We start from the raw sequence: 23,369 nt of genomic DNA, 5'->3' as shown, positions 1-23,369 counted from the left end.
ATGCTAAGTTCCCGACAGGCGCCTGATCGAGTTTGAACATGGACACTCTTCTCCACTATCTTGTGCCGACCGTGCTGGTGGTGGGTACCACCGCCTTCATGGAGTGGTTCGCATCCTGGTCGCATGAGCACATCATGCATGGCTGGGGTTGGGGCTGGCACCAGTCGCACCACGAGCCGCACGACGACGCGCTGGAAAAGAACGATCTCTTTGCGGTCGTGTTTGCGGGCTTTGCCATCGCCTTGTTCGCGCTGGGGGCCTTTGTGTGGTGGCCACTGACCTGGATTGCGCTGGGCATCACCATCTACGGCGCCTTGTACTTTTTCATGCATGACGGGCTGGTGCACCAGCGCTGGCCGTTCAAGCATGTGCCCCGCAAAGGCTATCTGAAGCGGGTCTACCAGGCCCATCGCCTTCACCATGCCGTGCAGGGCAAGGACGGATGTGTTTCATTCGGCTTTGTTTATGCCGAACCGGTCGACAAGCTGGTCAAGAAGCTCAACACGGGGCGCCGGCCATTCGATGCCGAGGCGCTCAAGGACGAAGAACGTCCCACCGCCTAAGGCCGCTGCCAAAGTCCGTCGCGATCGGCCTGGGGCCGGGGCAGGCGGGAGGCGGCCACATCGGCGAGGCTCGCGAGAACCAAAAGGGTTTTGCGCGTGCCCGAGGTCGAGACCCGGGCGTCCCAAGCCTGGGGGCCGCCCTGGCGCAATTGCGTGCCAATGGCGCGATAAACCCGGCGCGCCGCAGCAATGGCCCAGGCCGAACGGGGCGGCAGCGCCGCCATCCCCGAGCCCGCGGAAACATAATAGCGCTCGGCCAGGTCCAGCAGTTCGAGCGCGGCACGATGCAGGGCAGGGCGCTGTTCGGCATTGTCGGGCTCGATGGCCGTGATGCCATGGCGGGCGAGCAGGTCGGCGGGCAGGTAAACCCGGCCCGCGCGGGCATCTTCAACCACGTCGCGGGCAATATTGGTGAGCTGGAAGGCGATGCCGAGGTCCGAGGCACGATCCAGCACGCGGCTGTCGCGGGCGCCCATTATCATGGCCATCATCACGCCAACCACGCCAGCCACGTGGTAGCAATAATCGAGGGTGTCGTTGATGTTGGCGTAATGGCGCTCGGCGGTATCCATGGCGAAGCCGGCCAGCAGTTCATGAGGGTGGCGCGCCGGGATTTGGTTGCGCTCGACGACGCGGCGCAGGGCCTCAAAGATTGAGTTGTTTCCTGTTTCGCCACGCAGCGCCGCGGCGGTCTGCTCCTGCAACTGGCGGAGCCGCTCGGCTTGACCGCGCCGGAATTCGGGATCCTGCGCATGGCCCAGGGTTTGCCCGTCGATCACGTCATCGCAGTGGCGGCACCATGCATAGAGCATGACCGCGTCGCCGCGGGTTTGCCGGTCAAACAGGCGCGCGGCGGCGGCAAAGCTCTTGGAGCCCTGGGCAATGGCGGTTTCGCTTTGGGCAATGACGGCGTCGCTCATGGGGCGGCATCCGCAATCATCAGGCCCGCGGTCGCCTTGGCCGAACCGACCACGCCGGGAATTCCGGCGCCGGGATGGGTGCCGGCGCCCACGATATAGAGATTGGCGAAGTTGTCATCGCGGTTGTGGGGCCGGAACCAGGCGCTCTGGGTCAGGATCGGCTCCACGGAGAAGGCGGAGCCGAGATGGGCATTGAGTTCGTCGCGGAAGTCAAAGGGGGTGAAGTGCCGGACCGTCACCAGATCCTTGAGCAGATCGGGGATATAGTGATCGTTGAGATATTGGAGGATGCGGTCGCGATAGATCGGTCCCTGCACGTCCCAGTCGATGTCGGCGGTGCCCAGATGGGGCACGGGCGAGAGCACGTAATAGGCGCTGGAGCCGGCCGGGGCGAGGCTGGGGTCGGTGACGGAGGGGGCATGCAGGTAAAGCGAGAAATCATCGGCGAGGCCATCGGCCCCGAAGATCTCCGAAATGAGCTCGCGATAGCGCGGCCCGAACAGGACCATGTGGTGGCGCAGTTCGGGATGCTCGGTCTTGAGGCCGAAATAGATCACAAAGAGCGACATGGAGAAGCGCTTCTTTTCCAGCGCCTTGGCCCGGGCCGGGCCGCGCTGGGTGGCGCGCAGCATGTGCTTATAGGTGTGCACCACATCGGCATTGGAGGCCACCATGCCGAAGCGCTGGGTGGTGCCATCGGCCAGCGATACGCCGGTGACGCGGTCGCCCTCGGCTTCGATGCGGTCGATGGCCGCGTTGAGATGGACCTTGCCACCCAGATCCTCGAAGAGGCGCACCATGCCCGCGATCAAGGCGCCGGTGCCACCCTGGGCAAACCAGACCCCGCCCTTGCGCTCGAGCGCGTGGATCAGGGCGTAGATGGACGAGGTCTCGAAGGGATTGCCGCCAACCAGGAGCGAATGGAAGCTGAAGGCCTGGCGCAGCTGGTCGTCCTTGATGAACTGGGCGACCTTGGAATAAACGCTGCGGTGACTTTCGAGGCGCACCAGCTGGGGCGCGGCCTTGATCATCGACCAGAAGTTGAGGAACGGCACGGTGCCCAGCTTCTCGTAGCCTTCACGATACAGGTCTTCGGAATAGCGCAGGAAGCGATGGTAGCCGGCCACATCCTCGGGTGACTTGGCGGCGATCTGGCGATCGATATCGGCCTGATCATTGGCGTAGTCGAAGCGGTAGCCGTCTTCCCAGCAGAGCTGATAGAAGGGCGTTACGGGCAGGAGCGTCACATAGTCCGAAAGCTTGCGCCCGCTGAGCGCCCATAGCTGCTCAAGGCAATCGGGATCGGTGATGACGGTGGGGCCGGCATCGAAGGTGAAGCCATCGTCGGTATAGACATAGGCGCGGCCACCCGGCTTGTCGCGCTTTTCATAGAGGGTCGTGGCAATGCCGGCGCTTTGCAGGCGAATGGCAAGGGCCAGCCCGCCAAAGCCAGCTCCGATCACTGCCGCGGTTTGATTGGGCTTGGTGCTCACGAGGGCTCCTGGGACAAGAAGGGCGCTTCCCGCAGACAGGGCAGGGCGCGATGAATGGGGACGGGCGGCTTGCCCATCAGGATGCGCGCCATGTCGGCCGGCGTGGTCTGGCCGGCATAGAAGCGCTCGATCAGCGGTTCGCCAAGGCGATAGAACCGCTGCAGGACGAGGTGGCGGCGCTCGGGCCGGGCGGCGCGAAACAGCATGCGGTTGAGCAGGCGATAGAATTTTTGCGCACGGGCGCGCGCAATGGCGTGGGCGCGGATGCGTGCCGCGAGTTCGGGGCTGGCGGAGGGCCAGGTGTCGGCCACAAGATTGGCAACGCGCACCGCTTCGGGGAGGCTATAGCCGGTGGTGGGATGAAAGAGCGCGGCCCGCATGCCGGCCTGGGGGATGTCGCGCGGACGATCGGCCCAGAATTGCTCGGCATCATAGGCGAGCGCGATCGGCAGGACGCCATGTTCCTCGCGCACCACTGAGGCGATGGTCCAGCCCTGCGCCTGCGCGTAAGCGGCTATGTCGCGGGCAAGTTCGGCGCGGTCGAGATTTCCGCCATCCGAATAGCGGGTGTCCTCGATGAGGATGCGGGTGGGCGAAAAGGGGAGGAGATAGACAAAGCGGTAGCCGTCGCGTTGGTCGACGGAGGCATCCATGATCACGGGATAGGTGATCCCATGCGGCTCGGTGGTTTCAACTTCCTGGCCGACGAATTTCTGAAAACCCAGCGCGAGCGCGGGGCTGGGCGTAAAGCCGCTGGTGTCGATGACGCATTGGGCCCGCAGCTCTTCGCCGCTGGCGAGGATCACCCCATCCGGGCGCAGATCGGCGACGGGGGCGGCGCTGCGGATCGTCAGATGGGGAAGAGCTTGCATGGCTGCAGCCACTGAGGCCGAGGACAGGCTCGCATAGCCGGAGCGGAGATCGCGTGAAAAGGCCTGGAAGCGGACGGACTGGCCGGCCCAGCGATGGGCGATGAGCGGGGACAGCCAATGCAGGTCGGCCGGAGTAACATCGCCGGTATGGAACGACCATGTATGCTCGCCAAAGGGCTGGCCACTGGCTTCGAGCATGAGGATGGGCGGGGGATTGGGCGTGTTGGCGAGCCGTTGCGCAAGCAAGGCGCTGGCCAGTCCCGCACCAACGAGAATCAGCGGATCGGTGGTGGTGCCTTGCTGCATGAAGAAGGTGGGGTCCGCTCGGTGTTGGGGGCGGACAATAGGGGATTGGCGGGCAAAGTCATCAAGCTTCGTTGCAGCGGCGCTAACATCTTCGAGCGCGAAGGCGCCAGGAGGCAGAGCGCCGGGATCGAGCCCATCGTTGCCGCTGGGGCAACAGAGTGTAGCGCCATCGCGCTGTTGCGCCGCCGCGGGTGGGTGACCGATATTCCTGGCCAAGACAAGCCCAAGGAGTGTGGCCATGGCTATCGAACATTATCGGGATGCGCCGGGTGCGGGAGCGGAGGCGCCGCTCTTTGTGCTGTTTCATGGCACAGGCGGGGACGAGAACCAGTTCTTCGGGCTTGGGAGCCAGTTGCTGCCGGGTGCGCGGGTGGTCACGCCGCGGGGGGACGTCAGCGAAGGCGGGGCGCTGCGGTTTTTCCGCCGCACGGGCGAGGGCGTTTATGACATGGACGATCTTTGGGCGCGGGTGGCTGAGATGGCCGCGTTCATCGAGGCGCGACGGGCGGAAAGCCAGCCGAGCAAGCTCGTGGGGCTGGGTTATTCCAATGGCGCCAATATCCTCGCGGCGCTGCAGTTTGTCCGGCCCGACCTGTTTGATGCCAGCGTGCTGATGCACCCGCTGATCCCGTTTGCGCCGGAACCGAACCCCGGTTTGGCGGGTCGGCAGGTGTTGCTGACGGCGGGCCGGCGCGACCCGATGGTGCCAGCCGGGGCGACCGAGGCGCTCGAGCAGTATTTCGCCGGGCAGGGCGCGCAGACCCGCCTCTTCTGGCACGAAGGCGGCCACGAGTTGCGGCAGGAAGAACTGCTGGAAGCCCGGGATTTTCTCAGCTCCTTTGCCTCAGGCCAGGCCTGAGCGCAGCCCCGAGCCGGGCAATTAAGCTTGTCGACCGCGCGGGATTTGCCGGACCGGATTGCCGTGCTAGCACATGAGCATCCGGGGAGGACTTCGATGAGCCGTATCGTTCTTGCAGCCGTGACCATCGCCATGCTGGCTGTGCCGGCATCAGCCGCGAGCTTTGATTGCAGCAAGGCGAGCACGCCATTCGAGCGCGCCATTTGCGAGAACCCCGAGCTGTCGCGCGCCGATGAGACCCTCGCCAAGAGCTTTGCCACGGCGACCGGCGGGCTGACCACCCAAGCGACGGATGCCCTGCGAGCCGACCAACGAAGCTGGCTCGACTTTGCCCAGCGCGCCTGCACCGATGATGCGCAGCCCCTGACCACGGGCAGCTATGACGAAGAAGGGGTCGCGTGCCTGCGCACCTTGTTCGAGAACCGGGGCAAGGTGCTGGAAGGCAGCCGCATGCTGGGTGGCAAGCGGTTCTACCCGACGAGCAACTACGCGGTGCTGCCCGATCCGGAAGCGGCCGGTGATCCGGATTCCTTTTGGAAAGTGGCCACCCATTCGCTGGCCCTGCCCTTGCTGGACAGCGACGATCCGCTAGCCGAGGGGTTCAATGAGTTCGTGGTCGCGCAAGCCAATGAGCTGACGCCGCTGCGCACGCTGGCAAGCGAGGGGGAAGCCGAGGCGCTGGAAACCAGCAGCGACAGCGATGTCGCCATAACCGTGCAGGAGGTCACGCCCAGCCGGATCAGCCTTGATGTGTCGACATTCTGGTATGGGCATGGCGCGGCACACGGCAATTGGGCGACCGCCTATCTGCATTACTATGTTCCCGAGAACCGCGCGCTGGAGGCGAGCGACCTGTTCACGGGTGAGGGCTGGCAGGCCAAGCTGCTCAACCTGGTCTGGCAGCAGCTGCAACAAGAGCATGGCGAAGACCTGCAGCTCGAGGGGCCGCAGGATCTGGCCGAGGTGGTGATCGATCCCACACGGTGGAGCTTTGAGAATGATCGCGGGCTCACCGTGCAGTTCGAGCCCTATGAAGTGGCCGCTTACGCCTATGGCGCGCCGACGGTGACGATTGGCTGGGACAAGCTTGAGGACCTGCTCGGCCCCAATGCCAATGCGGTGCGCTACGGCTCCTGAGGCTCAGGCGCGCAGGTCAGCCCATTCGGGATGGCGGCGGAACTGCGCCACCACATAAGAGCAGACCGGGGTGATCTTGAAGCCCTCGGCGCGTGCATCGCTGATCGCCGCATTGACGAGACGAGCGGCGATGCCGCGGCCTTCGAATTGCGGCGGCACGCCGGTATGGTCGATGACCATGGAGCCATCGGGTCCCCTGCGGTAGGTCATTTCCGCCTCTGCCCCGCCATCGAGGCGCACGAGGTAGCGCCCGCTCTTGGGACCATCTTCACGTTCCACTGTGTATTGGGTGTCGCTCAAGGGGCTCGTCCTTGGTTGGATTGGGCTCGGATCATAAAACGCCGCGGGGCGCCGGCAAGTTGCCGGCGGGATGGCCGCGAGAAACTGGAGACGCCGATGTCGATGCCTATTCACCACATGATTGCCGCCGGGCCGCAACCGGTGGCGCCGTTTTCCCATGCGGTGGAGGCGGATGGCTGGGTGTTCGTCACCGGGCAAATGCCGACCGACCCGGCGGCGCCCGATGCACCGCTGCCGGAGGGGATCGACGCGCAGACGCGTCGGGTGGTCGAGAATCTGCGCGTGGTGCTGGCCGGCGTCGGGCTGGGGCTCGAGCATGTCACCATGGCGCGGATTTACCTCACGCAGTTCGAGCGGGATTACGCGGCGCTCAATGCGCTGTGGCCGAGCTTTTTCCAGCCGGGAAAGCTGCCGGCGCGGACCACGGTGGGGGTGACGGCGCTCGCGGTGGGGGCGCTGGTCGAGATCGATCTGGTGGCGCGGCGGCCTTAGAGGCGTTTGGTGCTGAGCAGTGGGGAGATGCCTTTGATCGAGGCTCTCGCCCCCCTTGATCCCTCCCCGCGAGGGGAGGGTGTTGACTGCGAGGCCGGTGAGCTTAGGCGGTGTAGGCTTTGACGGTCTGCTGCTGCTCGCCGAGGCCTTCGATGCCAAGGCGCATGACATTGCCGGGCTTGAGCCAGACGGGCTCGGGCTTGATGCCCATGCCGACGCCGGGAGGGGTGCCGGTGGTGATGACGTCGCCGGGCTGCAGGCTCATGAACTGGCTGACATAGCTGACCACATGGGCGACGCCGAAGATCATGGTCTTGGTGGAGCCGTCCTGGTACCGCTTGCCATCCACTTCGAGCCACATCTTGAGGTTCTGCGGATCGGCAACTTCGTCCTTGGTCACGAGCCAGGGGCCGATCGGGCCAAAAGTGTCGGCGCCCTTGCCCTTGTCCCAGGTGCCGCCGCGCTCGGTCTGGAAGTGGCGTTCGGAGACGTCGTTGCAGACGCAATAGCCGGCGACATAGTCCATCGCATCGGCCTCGTCGACATAGCGGGCTTCCTTGCCGATCACGACGGCGAGCTCGACTTCCCAATCGGGCTTGATCGAGTTCTTGGGGATGATGACGTCGTCATTGGGGCCGATGATGGCACTGGTGGCCTTCATGAAGATGATGGGCTCTTCGGGGATGGCAGCGCCGGTTTCGGCGGCATGGTCGGCATAGTTGAGGCCGATGCAGATGAACTTGCCCACATTGGCCACGCAGGGGCCGATGCGATCGCTTTGCAGCTGGGGCAGGGCGTTGATGTCGGCCGCACGGATGCGTGCCAGCCCGCCGTCGGACAGGGTTTGCCCGCCGATATCGGCCACAATGCCGCTCAGGTCACGAACCGTGCCGTCTTCGGCCAGAATGGCGGGCTTTTCGGCGCCCTTAGGCCCAACGCGCAGCAGTTTCATCGGCGAACTCCATGGTTGTAAGTGGCTTTGTGCGGATTGCGCTCAGCCATAGGGAAAGGTGTCGGGGGTGTCGGCACTCTCGTCGCTGTCGGCGAAGAGGTGTGGGTATTCGCGGGCAAAGGCGAAGAGTTCAACCATTACCGCATCGATATGGGCGCGGATGGCCGAGGTGGCTTGGTTCTGGTCGCCCGACAGGATGCCGTCAAAGATCGCCTGGTGCTCGGCAATGGTGAGGGCAAGGCGCCGCGGGGTGATGATGAGGCGGCGGGCGCGGTCGAGATTGGCGCGGGCCGAATCGATGATGCCCTTGATCTTGGTGAACCGCATGGAGCGGAAGATGATGTCGTGGAAATCAATGTCGAGCCCATGGAAGCGCTCGCTGTCTTCCTCAAGGGCGGCGGTGCGTTGTGCCGCCATATTGGCGTGCAGCGCCGCCATCACCTCGGCGTCGTGATTGCCGATCAGCACGCGCAGGGCTTCGCTTTCGAGGCCCTTGCGGATCAGCATGTATTCCCGGACATCGGCAATACGTACGAGGGACACGGTGGAGCCGCGTTGCGGGGCAATTTCAACGAGGCCCTCGATCTGCAAGCGGGCCAGGGCTTCGCTGACCGGAAAGCGCGAAACGCCCAGTTCTTCGCAGATGGCTGCCTTGTCGAGAGTTTCGCCGGGAGCCAGTTGCAGCGAGACAATCGCCTGGCGCAGCGAATTGGTCACATCAAGGGTGACGCTGCCACGCGCTGGGGCATGGCTTCGCTGCAGAAATTGGTAGGGACGGGCTTCCGAACTCATGCTAACATGTTAGTCGCAGTCGAGGTTCCTGGCAAATCCAACGCGCGGAGCGGTTTTCCCGTGCCGCAGTCTGGCGGCAAGTCCGCAGGCGAGAGCGCCCAGAGACCCATGAGTGGAGCCAATTATGTCTGAGACCATGATTCGTCCGGAAGCCAGGACCCTGGTGCTGAACCCTCGCGACAACACGGCCGTGGCGCTGTCCAATCTGGAAGCCGGGACGGTGACGCCGCAGGGCGTGGTGATCGGCAAGCGCGTGCCTAAGGGGCACAAATTCGCGGTGCGGCCGATCCGCGCCGGCGAGGCCGTCACCAAGTTCGGGCAGATCATCGGCTTTGCCAAGGACGCGATCGCGGCGGGCGACTGGGTGCATGAGCACAATTGCGGGATGGGTGGCGCCGATGGCACGCTGCATCACGACTACGCTTTTGCCGAGGGGGCGGTGGCGCCCGAGATGGTGCCGGTGGCCGAGCGGGCGACCTTCCAGGGCTTCCGCCGCGCCAATGGGCGGGTGGGAACGCGCAATTTTATCGGCATCCTGACTTCGGTAAACTGTTCGGCCACGGTCGCCAAGTTCATGGCCGAGGAGATCAATCGCTCGGGCATCCTGGCCGACTACCCCAATATCGATGGCGTCATTCCCTTTGTGCATGGCACCGGCTGCGCCATGGATATCCAGGGCGAGGGCTATCAGATCTTCCGCCGCACCCAATGGGGCTATACCGCAAACCCGAACCTGGGCGCAGCGCTGCTGGTGGGGCTGGGCTGCGAAGCGTTCCAGATCGGCAAGATGAAGGAAAGCTACGGGCTGAGCGAAACCGACACGTTCCAGACCATGACGATCCAGGAGATCGGCGGCACCCGCAAGATGGTGGACTGGGGCGTCGAGCGGATCAAGGAAATGCTGCCCGTGGCGGCGCGAGCCCAGCGCGAAACGGTGGATGCGTCCGAGCTGATGCTGGCGCTGCAATGCGGTGGCTCGGACGGCTATTCGGGCATCACCGCCAATCCGGCGCTCGGTTATGCGGTCGATCTGCTGGTGCGGCAGGGCGGCACCGCAATCCTTTCGGAAACGCCGGAGGTCTATGGCGCCGAGCATATGCTGACGCGGCGTGCGGTATCGCGCGAAGTGGGCGAAAAGCTCATCGAGCGCATCCACTGGTGGGAAGACTATACCCGCCGCAGCGGTGGCGAGATGAACAACAATCCCTCGCCCGGCAACAAGCTGGGCGGGTTGACCACCATTCTCGAAAAATCGCTGGGCGCCACAGCCAAGGGCGGCACCACGCCGCTAACGGCCGTCTATGAATATGCCGAGCAGGTGCGCGAAAAGGGCTTTGTGTTCATGGACACGCCCGGCTTCGACCCCGTTTCGGCGACGGGACAGGTGGCGGGTGGCGCCAATATCCTCGCCTTCACCACCGGGCGCGGTTCGGCCTATGGCTGCAAGCCGGTGCCCTCGATCAAGTTGGCCACCAATTCCGATGTTTATGCCCGCATGACCGAAGACATGGACATCAATTGCGGCGATATCATCGAGGGCGTCTCGATCGAGGAGAAGGGGCAGCAAATCTTCAATCTGCTGCTGCGCATCGCTTCGGGCGAAAAGAGCAAGTCTGAACAGCTGGGTTATGGCGACAACGAGTTCGTGCCCTGGCAGGTCGGCGCGACCATGTAGGGGACGCGCTGCGTCCCCCCAAGTGGCCGCCCGGAGCCGGGCGGCCTTGATGAACCACCCCAAATCCAAGTTGCTCGGCCACGCCGCTCGCCCGGAGCTTTTACCCATGTCCGCCCTCGACAAAGCCCTTACCATCAATGAGCTGATGGCAATCGCCAAGCGGCGGGTGCCCAAACAGTTCTTCGATTATGCCGATTCCGGCTCCTGGACCGAGGGGACCTATCGCGCCAATAGCGAGGATTTCAGCCAGATCAAGTTGCGCCAGCGGGTGGCTGTGAACATGGAGGGCCGCACGCTCGCGACTACCATTTGCGGCGAGCAGGCCTCGATGCCGGTGGCCCTTGCTCCGACAGGGTTTACCGGCATGCAGAGCGCTGACGGTGAAATCAAGGCGGCGCGGGCGGCCGAGAAGTTCGGCGTGCCGTTTACGCTATCGACCATGAGCATCTGCTCGATCGAGGATGTGGCGGAGAACACGGGCAAGCCGTTCTGGTTCCAGCTCTACATGATGCGTGACCGCGGTTTCATCGAGCGGCTGATCGACCGGGCCAAGGCGGCCAAGTGCTCGGCGCTGGTGCTGACCATGGACCTGCAGATCCTTGGGCAGCGGCACAAGGATTTGCGCAACGGCATGTCGGCGCCGCCCAAGTTCACGCCGCGGTTCGTCTTTGAAATGGCGCGCAAGCCGCAATGGGCCATGCAGATGCTGGGCACCAAGCGGCACACCTTTCGCAATATCGTGGGGCATGTTGATGCTGCGGGGGATCTCTCCAAGCTGTCGGCCTGGACGGCATCCCAGTTCGATCCAGCGCTGAGCTGGAAGGAGATCGCCTGGGTCAAGGAGCGGTTCGGCGGGCCGGTGATCGTCAAGGGCATTCTCGATCCCGAGGATGCGCGCGAGGCGGTGGCGCATGGGGCCGACGGGATCATCGTGTCCAATCACGGCGGGCGCCAGCTCGATGGCGCACCATCCTCGATCCGCGTGCTGCCCGAAATTGTCGATGCCGTTGGCAACAGCACCGATGTGTATCTCGATGGCGGCATTCGCTCGGGCCAGGATGTGCTCAAGGCCATGGCGCTGGGCGCCAAGGGGACCTTTATCGGCCGTGCGTTCCTGTGGGGGCTGGGTGCTGGAGGCGAGGCCGGCGTGACGCGGGCGCTCGAGATCATCCGGCGGGAACTCGACATCACCATGGCGCTCTGCGGGGAGCGCGATATCAAGGCGGTGGGTCTGCACAATATCTATTCCATCGACCTGCCGCCGCGGAACTCGCCGCTAGGGGCGAATGGCTGACCGCCGCTAGCTGCGATAGTGTTCTTCAGGTTCGCCGTCACCGGTCAGTTGCCGGTAGATCGCCTGCGAGACGATTTGCATCTGCGGCTCGGGCAGGGTGCCCACCACGGTGCAAGTGATGTGGGCATTGGCCCAGTAAAAGGCTTCCGCCCCTTCCAGGCTGGCGAAATCGTAGGCGTGTTCCCGGTCGGGCAGGGCTGCGGTGACATAGATGGTTACCCGGTCACGCCCAGCATTTTCGTACATCAACTGAGCGGCGCGACCGCCGGCCGCGGCCGTGCCGGGCAGCAGACGGCCACCCACCAAGGTGAAACCTTCGGCCGCGAGGTCGGGCGCGGCGAGGGGCGTTTCCAGCCGGTTGGAAAGCCAGGAAGTCAGGTGATCCTCTTCGCTGGCGGCGACCTCCACGGCGTGGCGGTTCTCAGCCACAAACACGTCATGGGCGCGCACGGCATCGGCGATCAGCACAGTGCTGGGCTGCGGGGCAGGCGACCAGGCACGGGCGAACCAGCCGGCGCCCAGGCCCAAACCCACAAGGAGGACGGCGGCGACGGCCTGCCGCCAGAGGCGGTGGCGGCGGGTGGTGAGCTCGGCGGCCATCCGCCGGGGATGCAGCCTCACCGGTACCGGCTCCGCCCCTGCTGGCTCGAACAAGGTGCGAATGGCGTCGTTCTGGCGAGCCCAATTTGAGACTTCAGCCGCGACGTCAGGATTGGCGGCCAGATAGGCTTCGACCTGCTCGCGCGTTGTGGGGTCGAGCTGCCCGTCGGCAAAGCCCATCAGCGTATCGCGGCTGGGGGCGTTCATTTCACCGTCCTCAGATGCGGCTCGGCCGGGGTGCCGGTTAGCAGGCGCAGGGCGGCGCGGGCGCGACCGAGGCGAGACATCAGCGTGCCAAGCGGAACTCCAAGGACAGCAGCGGCCTCGGCATAGGAGAGGCCTTCAAGGGCAATCAACAGCAAGGCCTCCTTTTGTTCGGGCGGGAGGGTTTCAATGGCCCTGGCCATTTCGGCCAGGGCTAGATGGCCGGGTTGGGGCGCCGCGGTCACGGGTTCGGCAATGGCATCGAGCGGCATCATCGCACCCTGGCGGTGCCGGGTGCGCAGGTCATTGCGGTACAGGTTGAGCAGAATGGTGAACAGCCAGGCCCGCATCGGGCCGGTAGGGCGGAACAGGCCACGGCGCGAAATGGCGCGCTCCAGGCAATCCTGCACCAGGTCGTCGGCGAGGTCGGCACTGCGCGTCAGCGCCCGGGCATAACGCCGGAGAGCTGGCACGCAGGCTTCGACCTCGTCGAGGAACTCGGTCACCCCAGGCTTCCGCCGTCCTTATTCAACAGCAAGATGCCAGACGCCGCCGACGCCGTCACCGGTGATGTCGCCGGGCTCCATGTCGTCCTTCCAGTAGTAGAGCGGCCAGCCTTTATAGGCCCACATCTGGCCGCCATCGGTGCGATCGACCAGAGTGAACTCGCCCTCGGGCGTGGCGCCGTCCTCGGCCATAAGCGGGGGCCAGTTGGTGGCGCATTTCTCATAGCAATTGGTGACGCCGGGCTCGTCCTTATCGAAGATATAAAGGGTCATGCCGTCGGCATCGGTCAGGACCATCTTGCCCCCGATATCGGTGGATTGAACGGCGCCGCCCAGATATTCAGCGGCGGCAAGAGGAGTGGCGAACAAGGCGAGCGCGGAGGCGGTGGCAACAAACATGCGGATCGACATGGAGTTTTCCTTCCGGTTTGGCGGGGCGGCAGAGCGGCCCTCAGCAGCGTCAACACCGGCCGCAGCGGTTTAATCCCGGCGGGCCAAAAAAACCTTTGCAGTGACGATCTTGCTGGGATTGCAACAAGATACTGGACAGGCGGCGTGCCGGCTGATTTTTTACTTCAACTTGTCACGGACGGGGCCAAAGGCTGGCCTCGGCGCGACAACGGTATTTGTGCAGCAAAGCTGCACCTATGGGGAGGAAGTGCATGAAGAGACGTGAGTTTTTCAAGTCCGCATCGGTAGCGACGATCGGTGCCGCAGCGGCAACGACGCTGGCTGCGCCCGCGATTGCGCAGGGCACCATCAACTGGCGCATGGTCACCACCTGGCCCAAGAACTTTCCGGGCCTGGGTGTCGGCGCGCAAAGACTGGCGGATCGGATCGGCCGCGCTTCGGGGGGACGGCTCAACGTTCAGGTTTTCGCTGCCGGCGAAATGGTGCCGGGCTTGCAGGCGCTGGACGCCGTGATCGATGGCTCGGCCGAGATGATGCATGGCACGCCCTATTACTGGCAGAACAAGAGCCAGGGCCTGTCGTTCTTCACCGGCGTGCCGTTCGGGCTGACCAGCCGCGAACACACGGCCTGGATGCGCTATCTCGGCGGCCAGGAAATCTGGGACGAGATCTACGACCAGTTCGGCGTTAAGGGCTTCATGTCGGGCGATACGGGCACGCAGGCCGGCGGCTGGTTCCGCAATGAGCTGACCGGCGTTGCCGATGTGCAGGGCCTGCGTTTCCGCACGCCGGGGCTCGGTGGCCAGGTCTGGGCCAAGCTTGGCGCTTCGGTGACCAATCTCGCTGCCGGCGAAATCTTTGCGGCGCTGCAGTCGGGCACGCTCGATGCTGCCGAGTTCGTGGGTCCATACAACGACATGGCCCTGGGGCTCTACCAGATCGCCAAGAACTACTATTTCCCGAGCTTTGTCGAGCCCGGCCTGGCCACGGAACTCGTGGTGTCCAAGTCCAAGCTCGCCGAGTTGCCCGAGGACCTGCAGGAGCTGGTCGCGACCTGCGCGCAGGCCGCCTATGACGATGTGGCTTCGGACATGTATGCCAATGAGCCGCGCTCGCTGGCAGCGCTGGTCAGCGAACATGGCGTTCAGGTCCGCGCTTTCCCCGAGGAGATCGTCGAGGCTGGTGCCAAGGCGTCGGTTGAACTGCTGACCGAAATCCGTGAAGGCGGCGACCCGCTGACCAAGAAGACGGCGGAGAGCTTTATCGCCGCGTTCAACCTGCTGCGCACCCGCACCGAGAACACCGACATGCCTTATCTCGTGGCGCGCGAAAAATACGTCCAGTACAGCTAAGCGGCATCGGTTGGATGCAGAAAAGCCCGGGCAATTTGCCCGGGCTTTTTGTTTGTGGGTCAGTGATCGACCACAGGTTAATACAGCATGCTGGGCAACCAGGTGATCAGTTGGGGGAAGAAGAACAGGATAAACAGCGCCAAAATCTGTAGCAGCACGAAGGGGATGATGCCGCGATAGATCATGCCGGTGCTGACCCGCGGTGGGGCCACGCCGCGCAGATAGAACAAGGCAAAGCCGAAGGGCGGGGTCAGGAAGCTGGTTTGCAGGTTCACGCCAACCATGACGCCGAGCCAGATTGGATCCACACCCAAGGCCAGCAGCACTGGCGCTGTGATCGGGATCACGATGAAGATGATCTCGAAGGTATCGAGAATGAACCCGAGCATGAACATGATCAACATGACGATGATGGTGGCGCCGATTGCGCCCCCCGGCATGTTGGACAGGAATTCATGCACCAAATTGTCACCGCCCATCATGCGGAACACGACGGAGAACACTGCCGCGCCAAACAGGATGATGAACACCATTGAGGTGATGGTGGCGGTCGAGATCACCGCCTGCTTGAGGACCGAGAAGCTCAAGCGCCACCGCATTGCCGCCAGGATCATGGCACCGACGGAGCCGACCGATGCCGCTTCGGTAGGGGTCGCCATACCGGCCAGGATCGAGCCCAGAACCGCGATGATCAGCAGGAGCGGCGGCACCAGGGCGACAAAGACTTCGCGCAGCAGATGCTTTTTCTCATCTTCGGGCACGGGCGTAGCCGGCGCCGACTTTGGATCGATGATTGCCTTGATGATGACCCAAATAGCGTAAAGCCCGACCAGCAGCAGGCCAGGCAGAATGGCGCCGGCGAACAAGGCGCCGACCGAAACCGGCTCGGGGGCAAAATTGCCCTTTTCCATCTGCACCTGGGCATTGATGCCCGAGAGCATGTCGCCCATGAAAATCAGGACGGTCGAGGGCGGGATGATCTGGCCCAGCGTGCCGGAAGCGCAAATCACGCCGGTGGCCAGCTTGGGATCATAGCCGGCGCGCAGCATGGCGGGCAGGGAGATCAGGCCCATGGTGACAACGGTTGCGCCGACCACGCCGGTGGAAGCTGCGAGGAGGGCACCAACCACGATCACCGAAAGGGCGAGGCCGCCGCGCAGATTGCCGAAGAGCTTGCCCATGGTGAGGAGCAATTGCTCGGCAATACCGGAGCGCTCGAGCATGACGCCCATGAACACAAAGAGTGGCACCGCCACCAGCGTTTCGCTGGTCATCAGGCCGAAATAGCGGCCGGCGAGGGAGCCGTAGTTGGAGGGGTCATAAACGCCCAGCCACCAGCCGACGAGGCCAAAGATCAGCGCGGTGCCGGCAAGCGAAAATGCTACCGGAAAGCCAAGCATCAGGACGCCGACCACGCCCACAAACATCAGGGCGGAGAGTATCTCCCCGATCAATACAGGGTCCATCAATGCGCTTCCTTGACGTCGTTAGCGCCGTAGCGCAGATCGGGGGGTAACAGGTTCTCGTTGTTGGTGAGAACAAGGATCGAGCGCAGGGCCATGGCGATGCCTTGCAGCCCGACAAGGACCGCAAAGACGATCACAAAGCTCTTCAGCACGAAGAGACCGGGCATGCCCCCGATATTGCTGGAGCCTTCATAATAGCCCCAGGAGCGGGCGACGGCGGGATAGGTGTAGGCCAGCACCACATACATGAAGGGCAGCAGGAAGAAGACGACACCAAAGAGATCTGCGGTGGCCTTCCAGCGTACCGAAGCGGGGCGGTAGAAGATGTCAACGCGCACATGGTCGTCGCGGAGCAGGGCAAAGCCGGCCACCCCGGTGAACATGGCGCCACTGAGCCAGACATAGAGATCCTGCACCCAGAGCGTTGATGTGTTGAAGAAGTAGCGCTGCACCACAACGGTGAAGCATACGAGGACACAGGCCAAGGCGAGCCAGGACAGTATTTGTCCCACAAGCCAATTGATGGCGCTGATGCCCCTGACGAGCATGGCGAGCAATTGCAATCGATATCCCCCAGCAGAGTTTCCGCACGGCTGCGGATCTTTGGGGACCCAACTCCTTGCCGAGCACGGAAATTTTGATGCTGCGATTGAACAGCATCGACGCTTTGCGTCAACTTGTTAGTAATCGATAGAAGGGGCAAAACTGCACTCTGCTGGTGACAAGGTCGCCCTAGATGCTATGGCGCTGCAGAACGGCAGCAAAACGCCGACAAAGGAGCGCGCATGTTTGTTGTGGGTGGGGAAAGCCTGATTGATCTCGTATCCGAGCCGCGCCAAGGGGGTGAGGAGATCCGGATGCAGGCGCATCCGGGTGGTTCGCCCTATAACTGCGCCATCGCGCTGGCCAAGCTCGGTAACGCGACGGGTTATCTCTGTCCCATCTCCAAGGATGGGTTTGGCTCCTACCTGCTCGAGCCACTGGCGCAGGCCGGTGTGCAAACCCTGCTGCAGGAGCGGGTCGCGGCGCCGACCACGCTGGCCGTGGTGACGCTCGACGCGCAGGGAAAGGCGCAATACGAGTTTTACCGCGGCGCAGATCGCGCATTTACTGCGGCGAGCATGATCGCGACGTTGCCCGCGGATTTATCGCTGTATCAGATCGGCGGTTTTTGTCCGATCCTGTCCGAGGACGCGGCAGCGTGGCTCGACGTGGTACGGGTGGCAGTCGCCAAGGGCGCCACGATCTCGATCGACCCTAATGTTCGCCCATCGCTGGTGGATGACTTTGAGAGCTACAAGCAGCGGCTGTCGTCCTTTCTCGATCTTGCCCATGTGATCAAGGTTTCGGAAGAGGATCTGGAGGCGCTGGATGCGGGCAAGAGCATCGAGGCGCATGCCGCCGAGTTGTTGGCGCGACCCAATTGCGAGCTGGTGGTGGTCACCCTGGGCGAAAAGGGATCGCGCGCCTTTACGGCATCTGGCACCGCGCAGGTCGGGATTTATGCGCCGCCGGTGTTTGGCGACACGGTGGGGGCAGGGGACAGCTTGATGGCAGGAATCCTGACCTGGCTGGACGAAACCGGCGCCCTGCGCGCAGGGGCATTGCAGGGGCTCGATGATGCGGCGCTCGCAACCACGCTGCGCTTTGGCGCAGTGGTGGCCGGTCTCAACTGCGCCGAAAAAGGCTGCCGGCCGCCGGTTCGCAGCCAGGTGGACCGGGTGCTCGCAGAGGCACAATTCTGATCCGCCTTTTAGCTGCGGCTAATTACGTATAAGCTCCGGCAATCCAATCCGGAAAGCTCGGTACGTGGTCGACGGCGGCGATGATGACATCAATGGCGGGAGCGACGATCCCGGCAACCCGGCCTACTGGCTGCGCGGGCTTGAAGAGGCTGCGGTGCCCTTTGATGGCTTCGAAGCTGAGCCGCTAGAGAGCTATGCCGGCCTCTTCCAGAGCGTGCTCGCCCATTACGGCCATCGTTGCGCGCTGACCGGACTCGCAGCGGAGGCAGAGAGTGCCCATTCGCGGTTGGAGGTCACGCCCCTGCGGCCGCGCGACGCTGGCGGCAGTTTGCAGGCCAGCAATTTCCTTTGCCTCAGCACGGAAGCGCATCGGGCCTTTGAAGCGGGGCATCTGACCATTGGGCCGGGCTACGAGATCATTGTCGATCTCAGCCGGCTAGAACGTGAATTGCTGACCAGGCTCAATCCCGATGGCCGGCTCGCCTTGCCCAGTGACCCCGAGGCGGCTCCCGATCCCGAAGGGTTGGCCTTTCACCGGATGCAGGTTTTTATGCGAGCTTCGGCGCAATAGGTCGAATCGCCCTCGTTTGCTGCGCAACGGGGTTGCAGGCGGGCCGGCAAGCTCATAACCCTGTGCTATCGTTCCTTTGCCGTGAGAGTTCCCATGCCGCAAGACGCACAAGCCATGCGCTCCATTTTGTCGCTCGCGCCCGTGGTGCCGGTCATCATCCTCGATGATGTGGCGCAGGCGCGGCCGTTGGCCGAAGCGCTGGTAGCGGGTGGACTGCCCATTCTCGAAGTCACCCTGCGCACGCCCAATGCGCTCAAGGTGATCGAAGAGATGGGCAAGGTTACTGGCGCCATTGTCGGCTCGGGCACGGTCCGAACCGCCCAGCACATGAAGCAGTCGGTGGATGCCGGGTGTCGCTTCATGGTTTCGCCCGGCATCTCGCCGCGTATTCTGGATGCGGCTGACGACATGGGTATTCCGCTGTTGCCCGGCATTGGCACCCCGAGTGAAGGGATGACGGCGGCGGAACGCGGCTATAGCTTCCTAAAGTTTTTCCCGGCCGAAGCGCTGGGTGGCGCGCCGGTGCTCAAGGCCTTCGCTTCGCCGCTCCCCGACATCACCTTTTGCCCCACTGGCGGCATCGATCCGGCCAAGGCCAAGGTTTATCTCGGGCTGCCCAATGTGATCTGCGTCGGGGGCTCCTGGATCATGCCGGCCGATGCGCTGGCCGCCAATGACTTTGGCCGGATCGAAGCGCTGGCGCGCGAAGCCTCGACGCTGCGCGGCTAAGCAGCACCAGGAACGGGAGCGGCGGCAATGAAGCGGATGGTGCTGGTTGTCGCCGCCTGGGGAGCGCTGTTGGTCGGGCCGGCCCAGGCCGAGTTGGCCCGGATCGCTGTTGCGGCCAACTTCACCAGCGTTGCCGAACAATTGGCCCCGGTGTTCACGGCGCAAACCGGGCACCAAGTGCAGTTCAGCTTTGGCGCCACGGGCTTGCTGTACGGCCAGATCACGCAAGGGGCACCCTTCGACGTGCTTTTGGCAGCCGATGACGAGCGCCCAGCACGTGCGGTGGATAAAGGCTTTGGCGTTGAGGGCAGCGTCTTCAGCTATGCGACCGGTGTGCTGGCGCTCTACAGTACGACGCTCGATGTGACGGACGGCCGGGCGGCGCTGGGCGGTGGCTTTGAAAAGCTCGCTATTGCCGATCCGCAGGCGGCACCTTATGGGCAAGGGGCGGTTGAAACCCTGAGGTCCCTGGGGGTCTATGACGCGCTCCAGCCCAAGCTCGTTTTGGGCGAGAACATCAGCCAAGCCCTGCAGTTCGTTCAAACTGGTAATGCCGAGCTTGGCTTTGTGGGTCTGAGCCAGGTGCAGGGCCAGTCAGGCGTGTGGATTGTTCCGAGCGAACTGTATACGCCCATCAGGCAAGATGCCGTGCTGCTCAAGCTGGGTGCCGACAATCGGGCAGCAACGGCGTTTCTCGAGTTCTTGCGCAGCGATGAAGCAGTGGCGCTGATCGAGGCGGCGGGCTACCGGATCGAGCGGTGAGGGGCGATGAACGGGGCCGAGATCCTGCAACCGGTCGGGTTGAGCCTGGCCCTGGCAACGGTGACAACAGCCATTCTCCTAGTTGCCGGCACGCCAATAGCCTGGTGGCTGGCGCGCAGCCGCCGGCGCTGGGTGGAGCCGGTGGCGGCGCTCTTGTCCCTGCCACTCGTGCTGCCGCCGACTGTCCTCGGATTTTATCTGTTGCTGGCGCTCGGGCCCAATGGGCCAGGCGGGAGCCTCGCCGCCCTCTGGGGTGGGCGGACGCTCGCCTTTTCGTTTACCGGGCTGGTGATCGGGTCGGTGCTGTCGTCGCTGCCGTTCATGATTGCGCCCTTGCGCGGGGCCTTTGCCGCGATCGGCAACGAGCCGCTGGAATCGGCGCTGTGCCTGGGCGCCAGTCCGTGGCAGCGCTTTTGGCGGGTGGCGGTGCCGTTGGCGCGGCCGGGCTATGTGGCGGGAGCCGTGCTCAGCTTTGCCCATACGGTGGGGGAGTTCGGGGTCGTGCTGATGATCGGGGGCAATATTCCCGGGCAGACCAAGGTGTTGTCCATTGCCATCTATGACTATGTGGAGCGGCTGGACTGGAGCACCGCTCACCTGCTGGCTGCGGGCATGGTGGTGTTCGCTTTTTCGGCGATCGTGCTGACCACGACGCTTGGGCGGGTGCGGGTGCAAACCGCGCCCTAAGCGTCGGGGGTGCCGACCTCCTTGCGCATGGCCGGAGTGATGGCCTGGTCCACATCGAAATAGCCGGTCCACGGGTCGGGTCGTTTCGCCCGCTCGGCGGCCAACGCCAGGGTAAACTGATTGGCCGCGTTAACGGCTTCGAGTTCCTCCCAGGTGACAGGCACGGCAGCCGGAGCGCCTTCGCGCGACCGGCTGGACCAAGGCGATACGGCCGTCGAGCCACGCTCGTTGCGCAGATAGTCGACGAAGAATTTCCCCTTGCGCTTGGCCTTGCTCATATTGGCGATGAACCGGTCGGGTTCGCGCTCGGACAGCACTTGCGCCACCCGCTTGCAGAAGGCCTTGACCTCGGGCCACTGCGCCTTTGGGGTCAGCGGGGCGATCACATGGATTCCCTTGCCGCCACTGACCAGTGGATAGGTCTTGAGGCCCAGCTCTTCCAGTAGTTTGGCGATGTCCCGGGCGGCGGCGCGCACATCGGCAAAGGCCAGGCCTTCATCGGGGTCGATATCGAAGATGATGCGTTCGGGCCGCTCGACATCCTCCTTGCGGGCACCCCAGAGATGCCATTCCATGACATTCATCTGCGTGCCGGCGAGCAGGCCAGCGAGGGAGTCCACATAGAAATAGTCCACCTCGCTGCCGTCCTTTTCGGTCAGCATCACTGTTTTCATCGCGTCGGGAAAGCCGCCGGAATCGTGCTTCTGGAAAAAGCAGTATTTGGCGCGTCCCTGCGGGCAGCGCACGAGGCTGAGCGGGCGATCGGCAATATAGGGCAGCATGCGATCGGCGACCGCGGCGTAATAGGCGAGCAGATCGGCTTTGGTCACGCCTTGGCCGGGATAGATGACGCGATCGGGCGAGGTGATGTGCAGCCCGGCCTTTTCGGCGGCGGCAAGGCCCGCCTCGCGATCGAGTTTGGCGGGCTCAGCGGGCTCTTGAGCCTCGGCTTTGGCCGCCGGTGCCGATTTGGCCGCGCTGCGTTTGCTCGCCTCGGCCGGCAGCGCGGCGGGGGCTTCGATGACAACTTCGCTGGCCGGCTTGTCTTCGCGCAGGCCCATGAAGGAGGGGTGACGCAAAACGCCATCGGGAGTGAATTCGGTGAAGGCAACTTCGCCCACCAGCTCGGGCTTGACCCAATTGGCGCCGCGGGTGGCCGCCCGGGGGATATTGCTGAAGGGGTTGGTCTTGCTGGCACGGGCATCGAGCTGTTGCTGCAGGGCCTGGGCTTCGTCGCGGGTGAAGCCGGTGCCGACGCGGCCGCGATAGATCAGCTTGCCGTCTTCCCAAGTGCCTAGCAGCAGGGACGCAAAGGATTTCTTCTTGGTCGAGGTGCTCCAGCCGGCAATGACGAATTCCTGCCTCTTGGAGCATTTCACCTTGAGCCAGGAGCGGGAGCGCTCGCCGCGATAGGGCGCGTCGGCCTGCTTGGCGATCACGCCTTCATGGCCGGCGCTGCAGATGCTCTGGAACACGCGCAGGCCGTTGCCGACGACGTGGGTGGAGAACTGAATGGGACTATCGGGCCCGGTTTCTCCGAGCAGCGCCTGCAGACGGGTCTTGCGCTCGGTCAGCGGGAGCGTGGTGAGATCCTCGCCATCCTGCTCGAGCAGGTCGAAGGCGAAGTAGACCAGGGACTCGCCCGTGGAAAGCGCGTTCTTGAGGGTGGAAAAATCGGTACGGCCCTTGTCGTCCAAGGCGCAGAGCTCCCCGTCAATCAGGGCCGAGCCGGAGGTGACCTGACTGAGCGCTGGAACGATGGCGGCAAACTGGGTCGTCCAGTCATTGGCGTTGCGGGTGTAGAGCCGCACCTGGTCGCCTGACAGCGCGGCGAGACACCGGTAGCCGTCATATTTCATCTCGAACACCCAGCCATTGGTCTGCGGCACCTCGTCAACCAGGGTGGCGAGTTGGGGTGGCCGGAACTCGGGGAGGGCGAGCGATTTGGCGGATGATTTGCGAGCGGGCTTGGCGGTTTTAGTCGGCTTGGCTTTTGGTGCCGCGTCGGGGGTGGGCTCGCGGTTGGAATGCCAAACGGCGTCCGCCGGTGTAGCACTGGCTTTCTTGGGCTTGAGCCCTTTGGCGATGCCGGCAAGGTCGCGACCGGTCGAGACGGAGGTGGTGAAACGGGTGGTGAGGGTTTCCTCGGGCTTGGCGTAATCGTCCTTGTGCTTGATCAGCAGCCAGTTCTCGCGCGCCGGGCCGGATTTGCGGGCGGTATCGCGCCCTTTCATGTGCACGAGCACCCATTCGCCCTTCATGCGCTTGCCGTTGATGCGCATTTTGAGGTCGCCGTTTTCGAGGCCCTCATGGGGATCGCCGATCGGCTCCCAGGTGCCTTCGTCCCAGAGCATCACGGTGCCGCCGCCATATTCGCCTTCTGGGATCGTGCCCTCGAAAGTGCCATAGTCGAGCGGATGATCTTCCACATGGACAGCCAGCCGCTTGTCGGCAGGATTGTCCGATGGTCCCTTGGTGACGGCCCAGCTCTTTAGCACGCCATCGAGCTCGATACGGAAATCGTAGTGTAAGCGGGTGGCATCGTGCTTTTGCACGACAAAGCTCAGGGGGGCGCCGGCCTGCTCCTGCTTGGCGGCACTTTCGCCGGATGGCTCCTGCGTTTTGGCGAAGTCACGCTTGGCGCGGTAGTCCTTGAGCAGCGTGTCGGACTTGGTAGCCAT

24 protein-coding genes are annotated in these 23,369 nt (G+C 63.8%); 12 read left to right on the top strand and 12 right to left on the bottom strand.

What is annotated here, in order from left to right:
* The first annotated feature begins 38 nt into the window (after nt 1-38).
* A complete protein-coding gene (locus tag HRQ64_RS16155; RefSeq protein WP_172124298.1) occupies nt 39-563 on the top strand; it encodes a sterol desaturase family protein in 525 nt (174 codons plus the stop codon).
* On the opposite strand, the gene HRQ64_RS16150 is transcribed toward HRQ64_RS16155, so the two are convergent.
* The 3 genes from HRQ64_RS16150 to crtY are packed head-to-tail and all read right to left on the bottom strand — an operon-like array spanning nt 560 to nt 4,154.
* Nucleotides 560-1,483 (bottom strand): phytoene/squalene synthase family protein, encoded by a 924-nt coding sequence (locus tag HRQ64_RS16150; protein ID WP_172124296.1) that lies wholly within the window; start codon nt 1,481-1,483, stop codon nt 560-562. The genes HRQ64_RS16155 and HRQ64_RS16150 overlap by 4 nt on opposite strands.
* Nucleotides 1,480-2,976, bottom strand: coding sequence for a phytoene desaturase (locus HRQ64_RS16145; protein WP_172124294.1), 1,497 nt, complete (start codon nt 2,974-2,976; stop codon nt 1,480-1,482). Before HRQ64_RS16145 ends, HRQ64_RS16150 begins: the two co-directional genes overlap by 4 nt.
* Nucleotides 2,973-4,154, bottom strand: a complete 1,182-nt coding sequence (gene crtY / locus HRQ64_RS16140) for a lycopene beta-cyclase CrtY (RefSeq protein ID WP_172124292.1) — start codon at nt 4,152-4,154, stop codon at nt 2,973-2,975. Before crtY ends, HRQ64_RS16145 begins: the two co-directional genes overlap by 4 nt.
* Nucleotides 4,155-4,392: 238 nt before the next feature.
* On the opposite strand from crtY, the gene HRQ64_RS16135 reads away from it, so the two are divergent.
* Nucleotides 4,393-5,013: an alpha/beta hydrolase gene (locus tag HRQ64_RS16135; RefSeq protein ID WP_172124290.1), complete on the top strand. Its 621-nt coding sequence runs from the start codon at nt 4,393-4,395 to the stop codon at nt 5,011-5,013.
* A gap of 96 nt (nt 5,014-5,109) precedes the next feature.
* Complete coding sequence (locus HRQ64_RS16130) at nt 5,110-6,150, top strand: DUF3298 domain-containing protein (RefSeq protein WP_172124288.1); 1,041 nt, start codon at nt 5,110-5,112, stop codon at nt 6,148-6,150.
* A 3-nt stretch (nt 6,151-6,153) separates the two neighbouring features.
* Here HRQ64_RS16130 and HRQ64_RS16125 read toward each other — a convergent pair whose 3' ends face one another.
* The gene (locus tag HRQ64_RS16125) at nt 6,154-6,450 is read right to left on the bottom strand and encodes a GNAT family N-acetyltransferase (protein WP_248307069.1); all 297 of its coding nucleotides are present in this window, start codon (nt 6,448-6,450) and stop codon (nt 6,154-6,156) included.
* 117 nt (nt 6,451-6,567) lie between these two features.
* Between HRQ64_RS16125 and HRQ64_RS16120 the strand changes: the two genes are divergently transcribed.
* Complete coding sequence (locus HRQ64_RS16120; protein WP_172125110.1) at nt 6,568-6,942, top strand: RidA family protein; 375 nt, start codon at nt 6,568-6,570, stop codon at nt 6,940-6,942.
* Between the two features lie 103 nt (nt 6,943-7,045).
* Here HRQ64_RS16120 and HRQ64_RS16115 read toward each other — a convergent pair whose 3' ends face one another.
* On the bottom strand, nt 7,046-7,894 hold the full coding sequence (locus HRQ64_RS16115; RefSeq protein ID WP_172124284.1) for a fumarylacetoacetate hydrolase family protein: 849 nt from the start codon (nt 7,892-7,894) through the stop codon (nt 7,046-7,048).
* Between the two features lie 42 nt (nt 7,895-7,936).
* Complete coding sequence (locus HRQ64_RS16110) at nt 7,937-8,686, bottom strand: GntR family transcriptional regulator (protein WP_172124282.1); 750 nt, start codon at nt 8,684-8,686, stop codon at nt 7,937-7,939.
* Between the two features lie 124 nt (nt 8,687-8,810).
* Here HRQ64_RS16110 and HRQ64_RS16105 point away from each other — a divergent pair, with 124 nt between their 5' ends.
* Nucleotides 8,811-10,361, top strand: coding sequence for an altronate dehydratase family protein (locus tag HRQ64_RS16105; protein ID WP_248308211.1), 1,551 nt, complete (start codon nt 8,811-8,813; stop codon nt 10,359-10,361).
* A 106-nt stretch (nt 10,362-10,467) separates the two neighbouring features.
* Nucleotides 10,468-11,655, top strand: a complete 1,188-nt coding sequence (locus tag HRQ64_RS16100; protein ID WP_172124280.1) for an alpha-hydroxy acid oxidase — start codon at nt 10,468-10,470, stop codon at nt 11,653-11,655.
* Nucleotides 11,656-11,661: 6 nt separating this feature from the next.
* Here the strand turns inward: HRQ64_RS16100 and HRQ64_RS16095 are convergent, their stop codons facing one another.
* From HRQ64_RS16095 to HRQ64_RS16085, 3 genes are read right to left on the bottom strand one after another with little or no spacing between them, the layout of a single operon-like run.
* The gene (locus HRQ64_RS16095; RefSeq protein WP_172124278.1) at nt 11,662-12,462 is read right to left on the bottom strand and encodes an anti-sigma factor; all 801 of its coding nucleotides are present in this window, start codon (nt 12,460-12,462) and stop codon (nt 11,662-11,664) included.
* A complete protein-coding gene (locus HRQ64_RS16090; protein WP_172124276.1) occupies nt 12,459-12,965 on the bottom strand; it encodes a sigma-70 family RNA polymerase sigma factor in 507 nt (168 codons plus the stop codon). Before HRQ64_RS16090 ends, HRQ64_RS16095 begins: the two co-directional genes overlap by 4 nt.
* A gap of 18 nt (nt 12,966-12,983) precedes the next feature.
* Nucleotides 12,984-13,376, bottom strand: a complete 393-nt coding sequence (locus HRQ64_RS16085; RefSeq protein ID WP_127754067.1) for a hypothetical protein — start codon at nt 13,374-13,376, stop codon at nt 12,984-12,986.
* 251 nt (nt 13,377-13,627) lie between these two features.
* Between HRQ64_RS16085 and HRQ64_RS16080 the strand changes: the two genes are divergently transcribed.
* Nucleotides 13,628-14,728, top strand: coding sequence for a TRAP transporter substrate-binding protein (locus HRQ64_RS16080; protein ID WP_127754066.1), 1,101 nt, complete (start codon nt 13,628-13,630; stop codon nt 14,726-14,728).
* Between the two features lie 77 nt (nt 14,729-14,805).
* Here the strand turns inward: HRQ64_RS16080 and HRQ64_RS16075 are convergent, their stop codons facing one another.
* Nucleotides 14,806-16,194, bottom strand: a complete 1,389-nt coding sequence (locus HRQ64_RS16075; RefSeq protein WP_127754065.1) for a TRAP transporter large permease subunit — start codon at nt 16,192-16,194, stop codon at nt 14,806-14,808.
* Nucleotides 16,194-16,757, bottom strand: coding sequence for a TRAP transporter small permease subunit (locus HRQ64_RS16070; RefSeq protein WP_172124274.1), 564 nt, complete (start codon nt 16,755-16,757; stop codon nt 16,194-16,196). The genes HRQ64_RS16075 and HRQ64_RS16070 overlap by 1 nt, the downstream gene beginning before the upstream one ends.
* A gap of 222 nt (nt 16,758-16,979) precedes the next feature.
* Here HRQ64_RS16070 and HRQ64_RS16065 point away from each other — a divergent pair, with 222 nt between their 5' ends.
* From HRQ64_RS16065 to modB, 5 genes are all read left to right on the top strand, one after another.
* The gene (locus HRQ64_RS16065; protein ID WP_172124272.1) at nt 16,980-17,939 is read left to right on the top strand and encodes a carbohydrate kinase; all 960 of its coding nucleotides are present in this window, start codon (nt 16,980-16,982) and stop codon (nt 17,937-17,939) included.
* A 64-nt stretch (nt 17,940-18,003) separates the two neighbouring features.
* Entirely contained in the window at nt 18,004-18,510 is a 507-nt protein-coding gene (locus HRQ64_RS16060; RefSeq protein WP_172124270.1) for a hypothetical protein, read from the top strand.
* Nucleotides 18,511-18,603: 93 nt separating this feature from the next.
* On the top strand, nt 18,604-19,239 hold the full coding sequence (gene eda / locus HRQ64_RS16055; RefSeq protein ID WP_172124268.1) for a bifunctional 4-hydroxy-2-oxoglutarate aldolase/2-dehydro-3-deoxy-phosphogluconate aldolase: 636 nt from the start codon (nt 18,604-18,606) through the stop codon (nt 19,237-19,239).
* Between the two features lie 27 nt (nt 19,240-19,266).
* The gene (modA, locus tag HRQ64_RS16050; protein WP_172124266.1) at nt 19,267-20,001 is read left to right on the top strand and encodes a molybdate ABC transporter substrate-binding protein; all 735 of its coding nucleotides are present in this window, start codon (nt 19,267-19,269) and stop codon (nt 19,999-20,001) included.
* A gap of 6 nt (nt 20,002-20,007) precedes the next feature.
* Nucleotides 20,008-20,688 carry a molybdate ABC transporter permease subunit gene (modB, locus tag HRQ64_RS16045; protein ID WP_172124264.1) on the top strand — a complete coding sequence of 227 codons (681 nt, stop codon included), beginning with the start codon at nt 20,008-20,010 and terminating at the stop codon, nt 20,686-20,688.
* Here the strand turns inward: modB and ligD are convergent.
* Nucleotides 20,685-23,369, bottom strand: coding sequence for a DNA ligase D (ligD, locus tag HRQ64_RS16040; protein WP_172124262.1), 2,685 nt, complete (start codon nt 23,367-23,369; stop codon nt 20,685-20,687). The two genes, modB and ligD, sit on opposite strands and share 4 nt — an antisense overlap.

The sequence above is a fragment of the Devosia sp. 919 genome (assembly GCF_013185965.1).
GTDB lineage: Bacteria > Pseudomonadota > Alphaproteobacteria > Rhizobiales > Devosiaceae > Devosia.
This window is presented reverse-complemented; position numbering and strand designations above follow the sequence as displayed.

Coding starts and splice junctions, on each gene's coding strand:
- modB (WP_172124264.1), top strand. CDS start 20,008: ATGAACGGGGCCGAGATCCTGCAACCGGTCGGGTTGAGCCTGGCCCTG.
- HRQ64_RS16105 (WP_248308211.1), top strand. CDS start 8,811: ATGTCTGAGACCATGATTCGTCCGGAAGCCAGGACCCTGGTGCTGAAC.
- modA (WP_172124266.1), top strand. CDS start 19,267: ATGAAGCGGATGGTGCTGGTTGTCGCCGCCTGGGGAGCGCTGTTGGTC.
- HRQ64_RS16130 (WP_172124288.1), top strand. CDS start 5,110: ATGAGCCGTATCGTTCTTGCAGCCGTGACCATCGCCATGCTGGCTGTG.
- HRQ64_RS16155 (WP_172124298.1), top strand. CDS start 39: ATGGACACTCTTCTCCACTATCTTGTGCCGACCGTGCTGGTGGTGGGT.
- HRQ64_RS16150 (WP_172124296.1), bottom strand. CDS start 1,483: ATGAGCGACGCCGTCATTGCCCAAAGCGAAACCGCCATTGCCCAGGGC.
- HRQ64_RS16100 (WP_172124280.1), top strand. CDS start 10,468: ATGTCCGCCCTCGACAAAGCCCTTACCATCAATGAGCTGATGGCAATC.
- HRQ64_RS16115 (WP_172124284.1), bottom strand. CDS start 7,894: ATGAAACTGCTGCGCGTTGGGCCTAAGGGCGCCGAAAAGCCCGCCATT.
- eda (WP_172124268.1), top strand. CDS start 18,604: ATGCCGCAAGACGCACAAGCCATGCGCTCCATTTTGTCGCTCGCGCCC.
- HRQ64_RS16135 (WP_172124290.1), top strand. CDS start 4,393: ATGGCTATCGAACATTATCGGGATGCGCCGGGTGCGGGAGCGGAGGCG.
- ligD (WP_172124262.1), bottom strand. CDS start 23,369: ATGGCTACCAAGTCCGACACGCTGCTCAAGGACTACCGCGCCAAGCGT.
- HRQ64_RS16120 (WP_172125110.1), top strand. CDS start 6,568: ATGATTGCCGCCGGGCCGCAACCGGTGGCGCCGTTTTCCCATGCGGTG.
- HRQ64_RS16110 (WP_172124282.1), bottom strand. CDS start 8,686: ATGAGTTCGGAAGCCCGTCCCTACCAATTTCTGCAGCGAAGCCATGCC.
- crtY (WP_172124292.1), bottom strand. CDS start 4,154: ATGCAGCAAGGCACCACCACCGATCCGCTGATTCTCGTTGGTGCGGGA.
- HRQ64_RS16075 (WP_127754065.1), bottom strand. CDS start 16,194: ATGGACCCTGTATTGATCGGGGAGATACTCTCCGCCCTGATGTTTGTG.
- HRQ64_RS16080 (WP_127754066.1), top strand. CDS start 13,628: ATGAAGAGACGTGAGTTTTTCAAGTCCGCATCGGTAGCGACGATCGGT.
- HRQ64_RS16085 (WP_127754067.1), bottom strand. CDS start 13,376: ATGTCGATCCGCATGTTTGTTGCCACCGCCTCCGCGCTCGCCTTGTTC.
- HRQ64_RS16095 (WP_172124278.1), bottom strand. CDS start 12,462: ATGAACGCCCCCAGCCGCGATACGCTGATGGGCTTTGCCGACGGGCAG.
- HRQ64_RS16065 (WP_172124272.1), top strand. CDS start 16,980: ATGTTTGTTGTGGGTGGGGAAAGCCTGATTGATCTCGTATCCGAGCCG.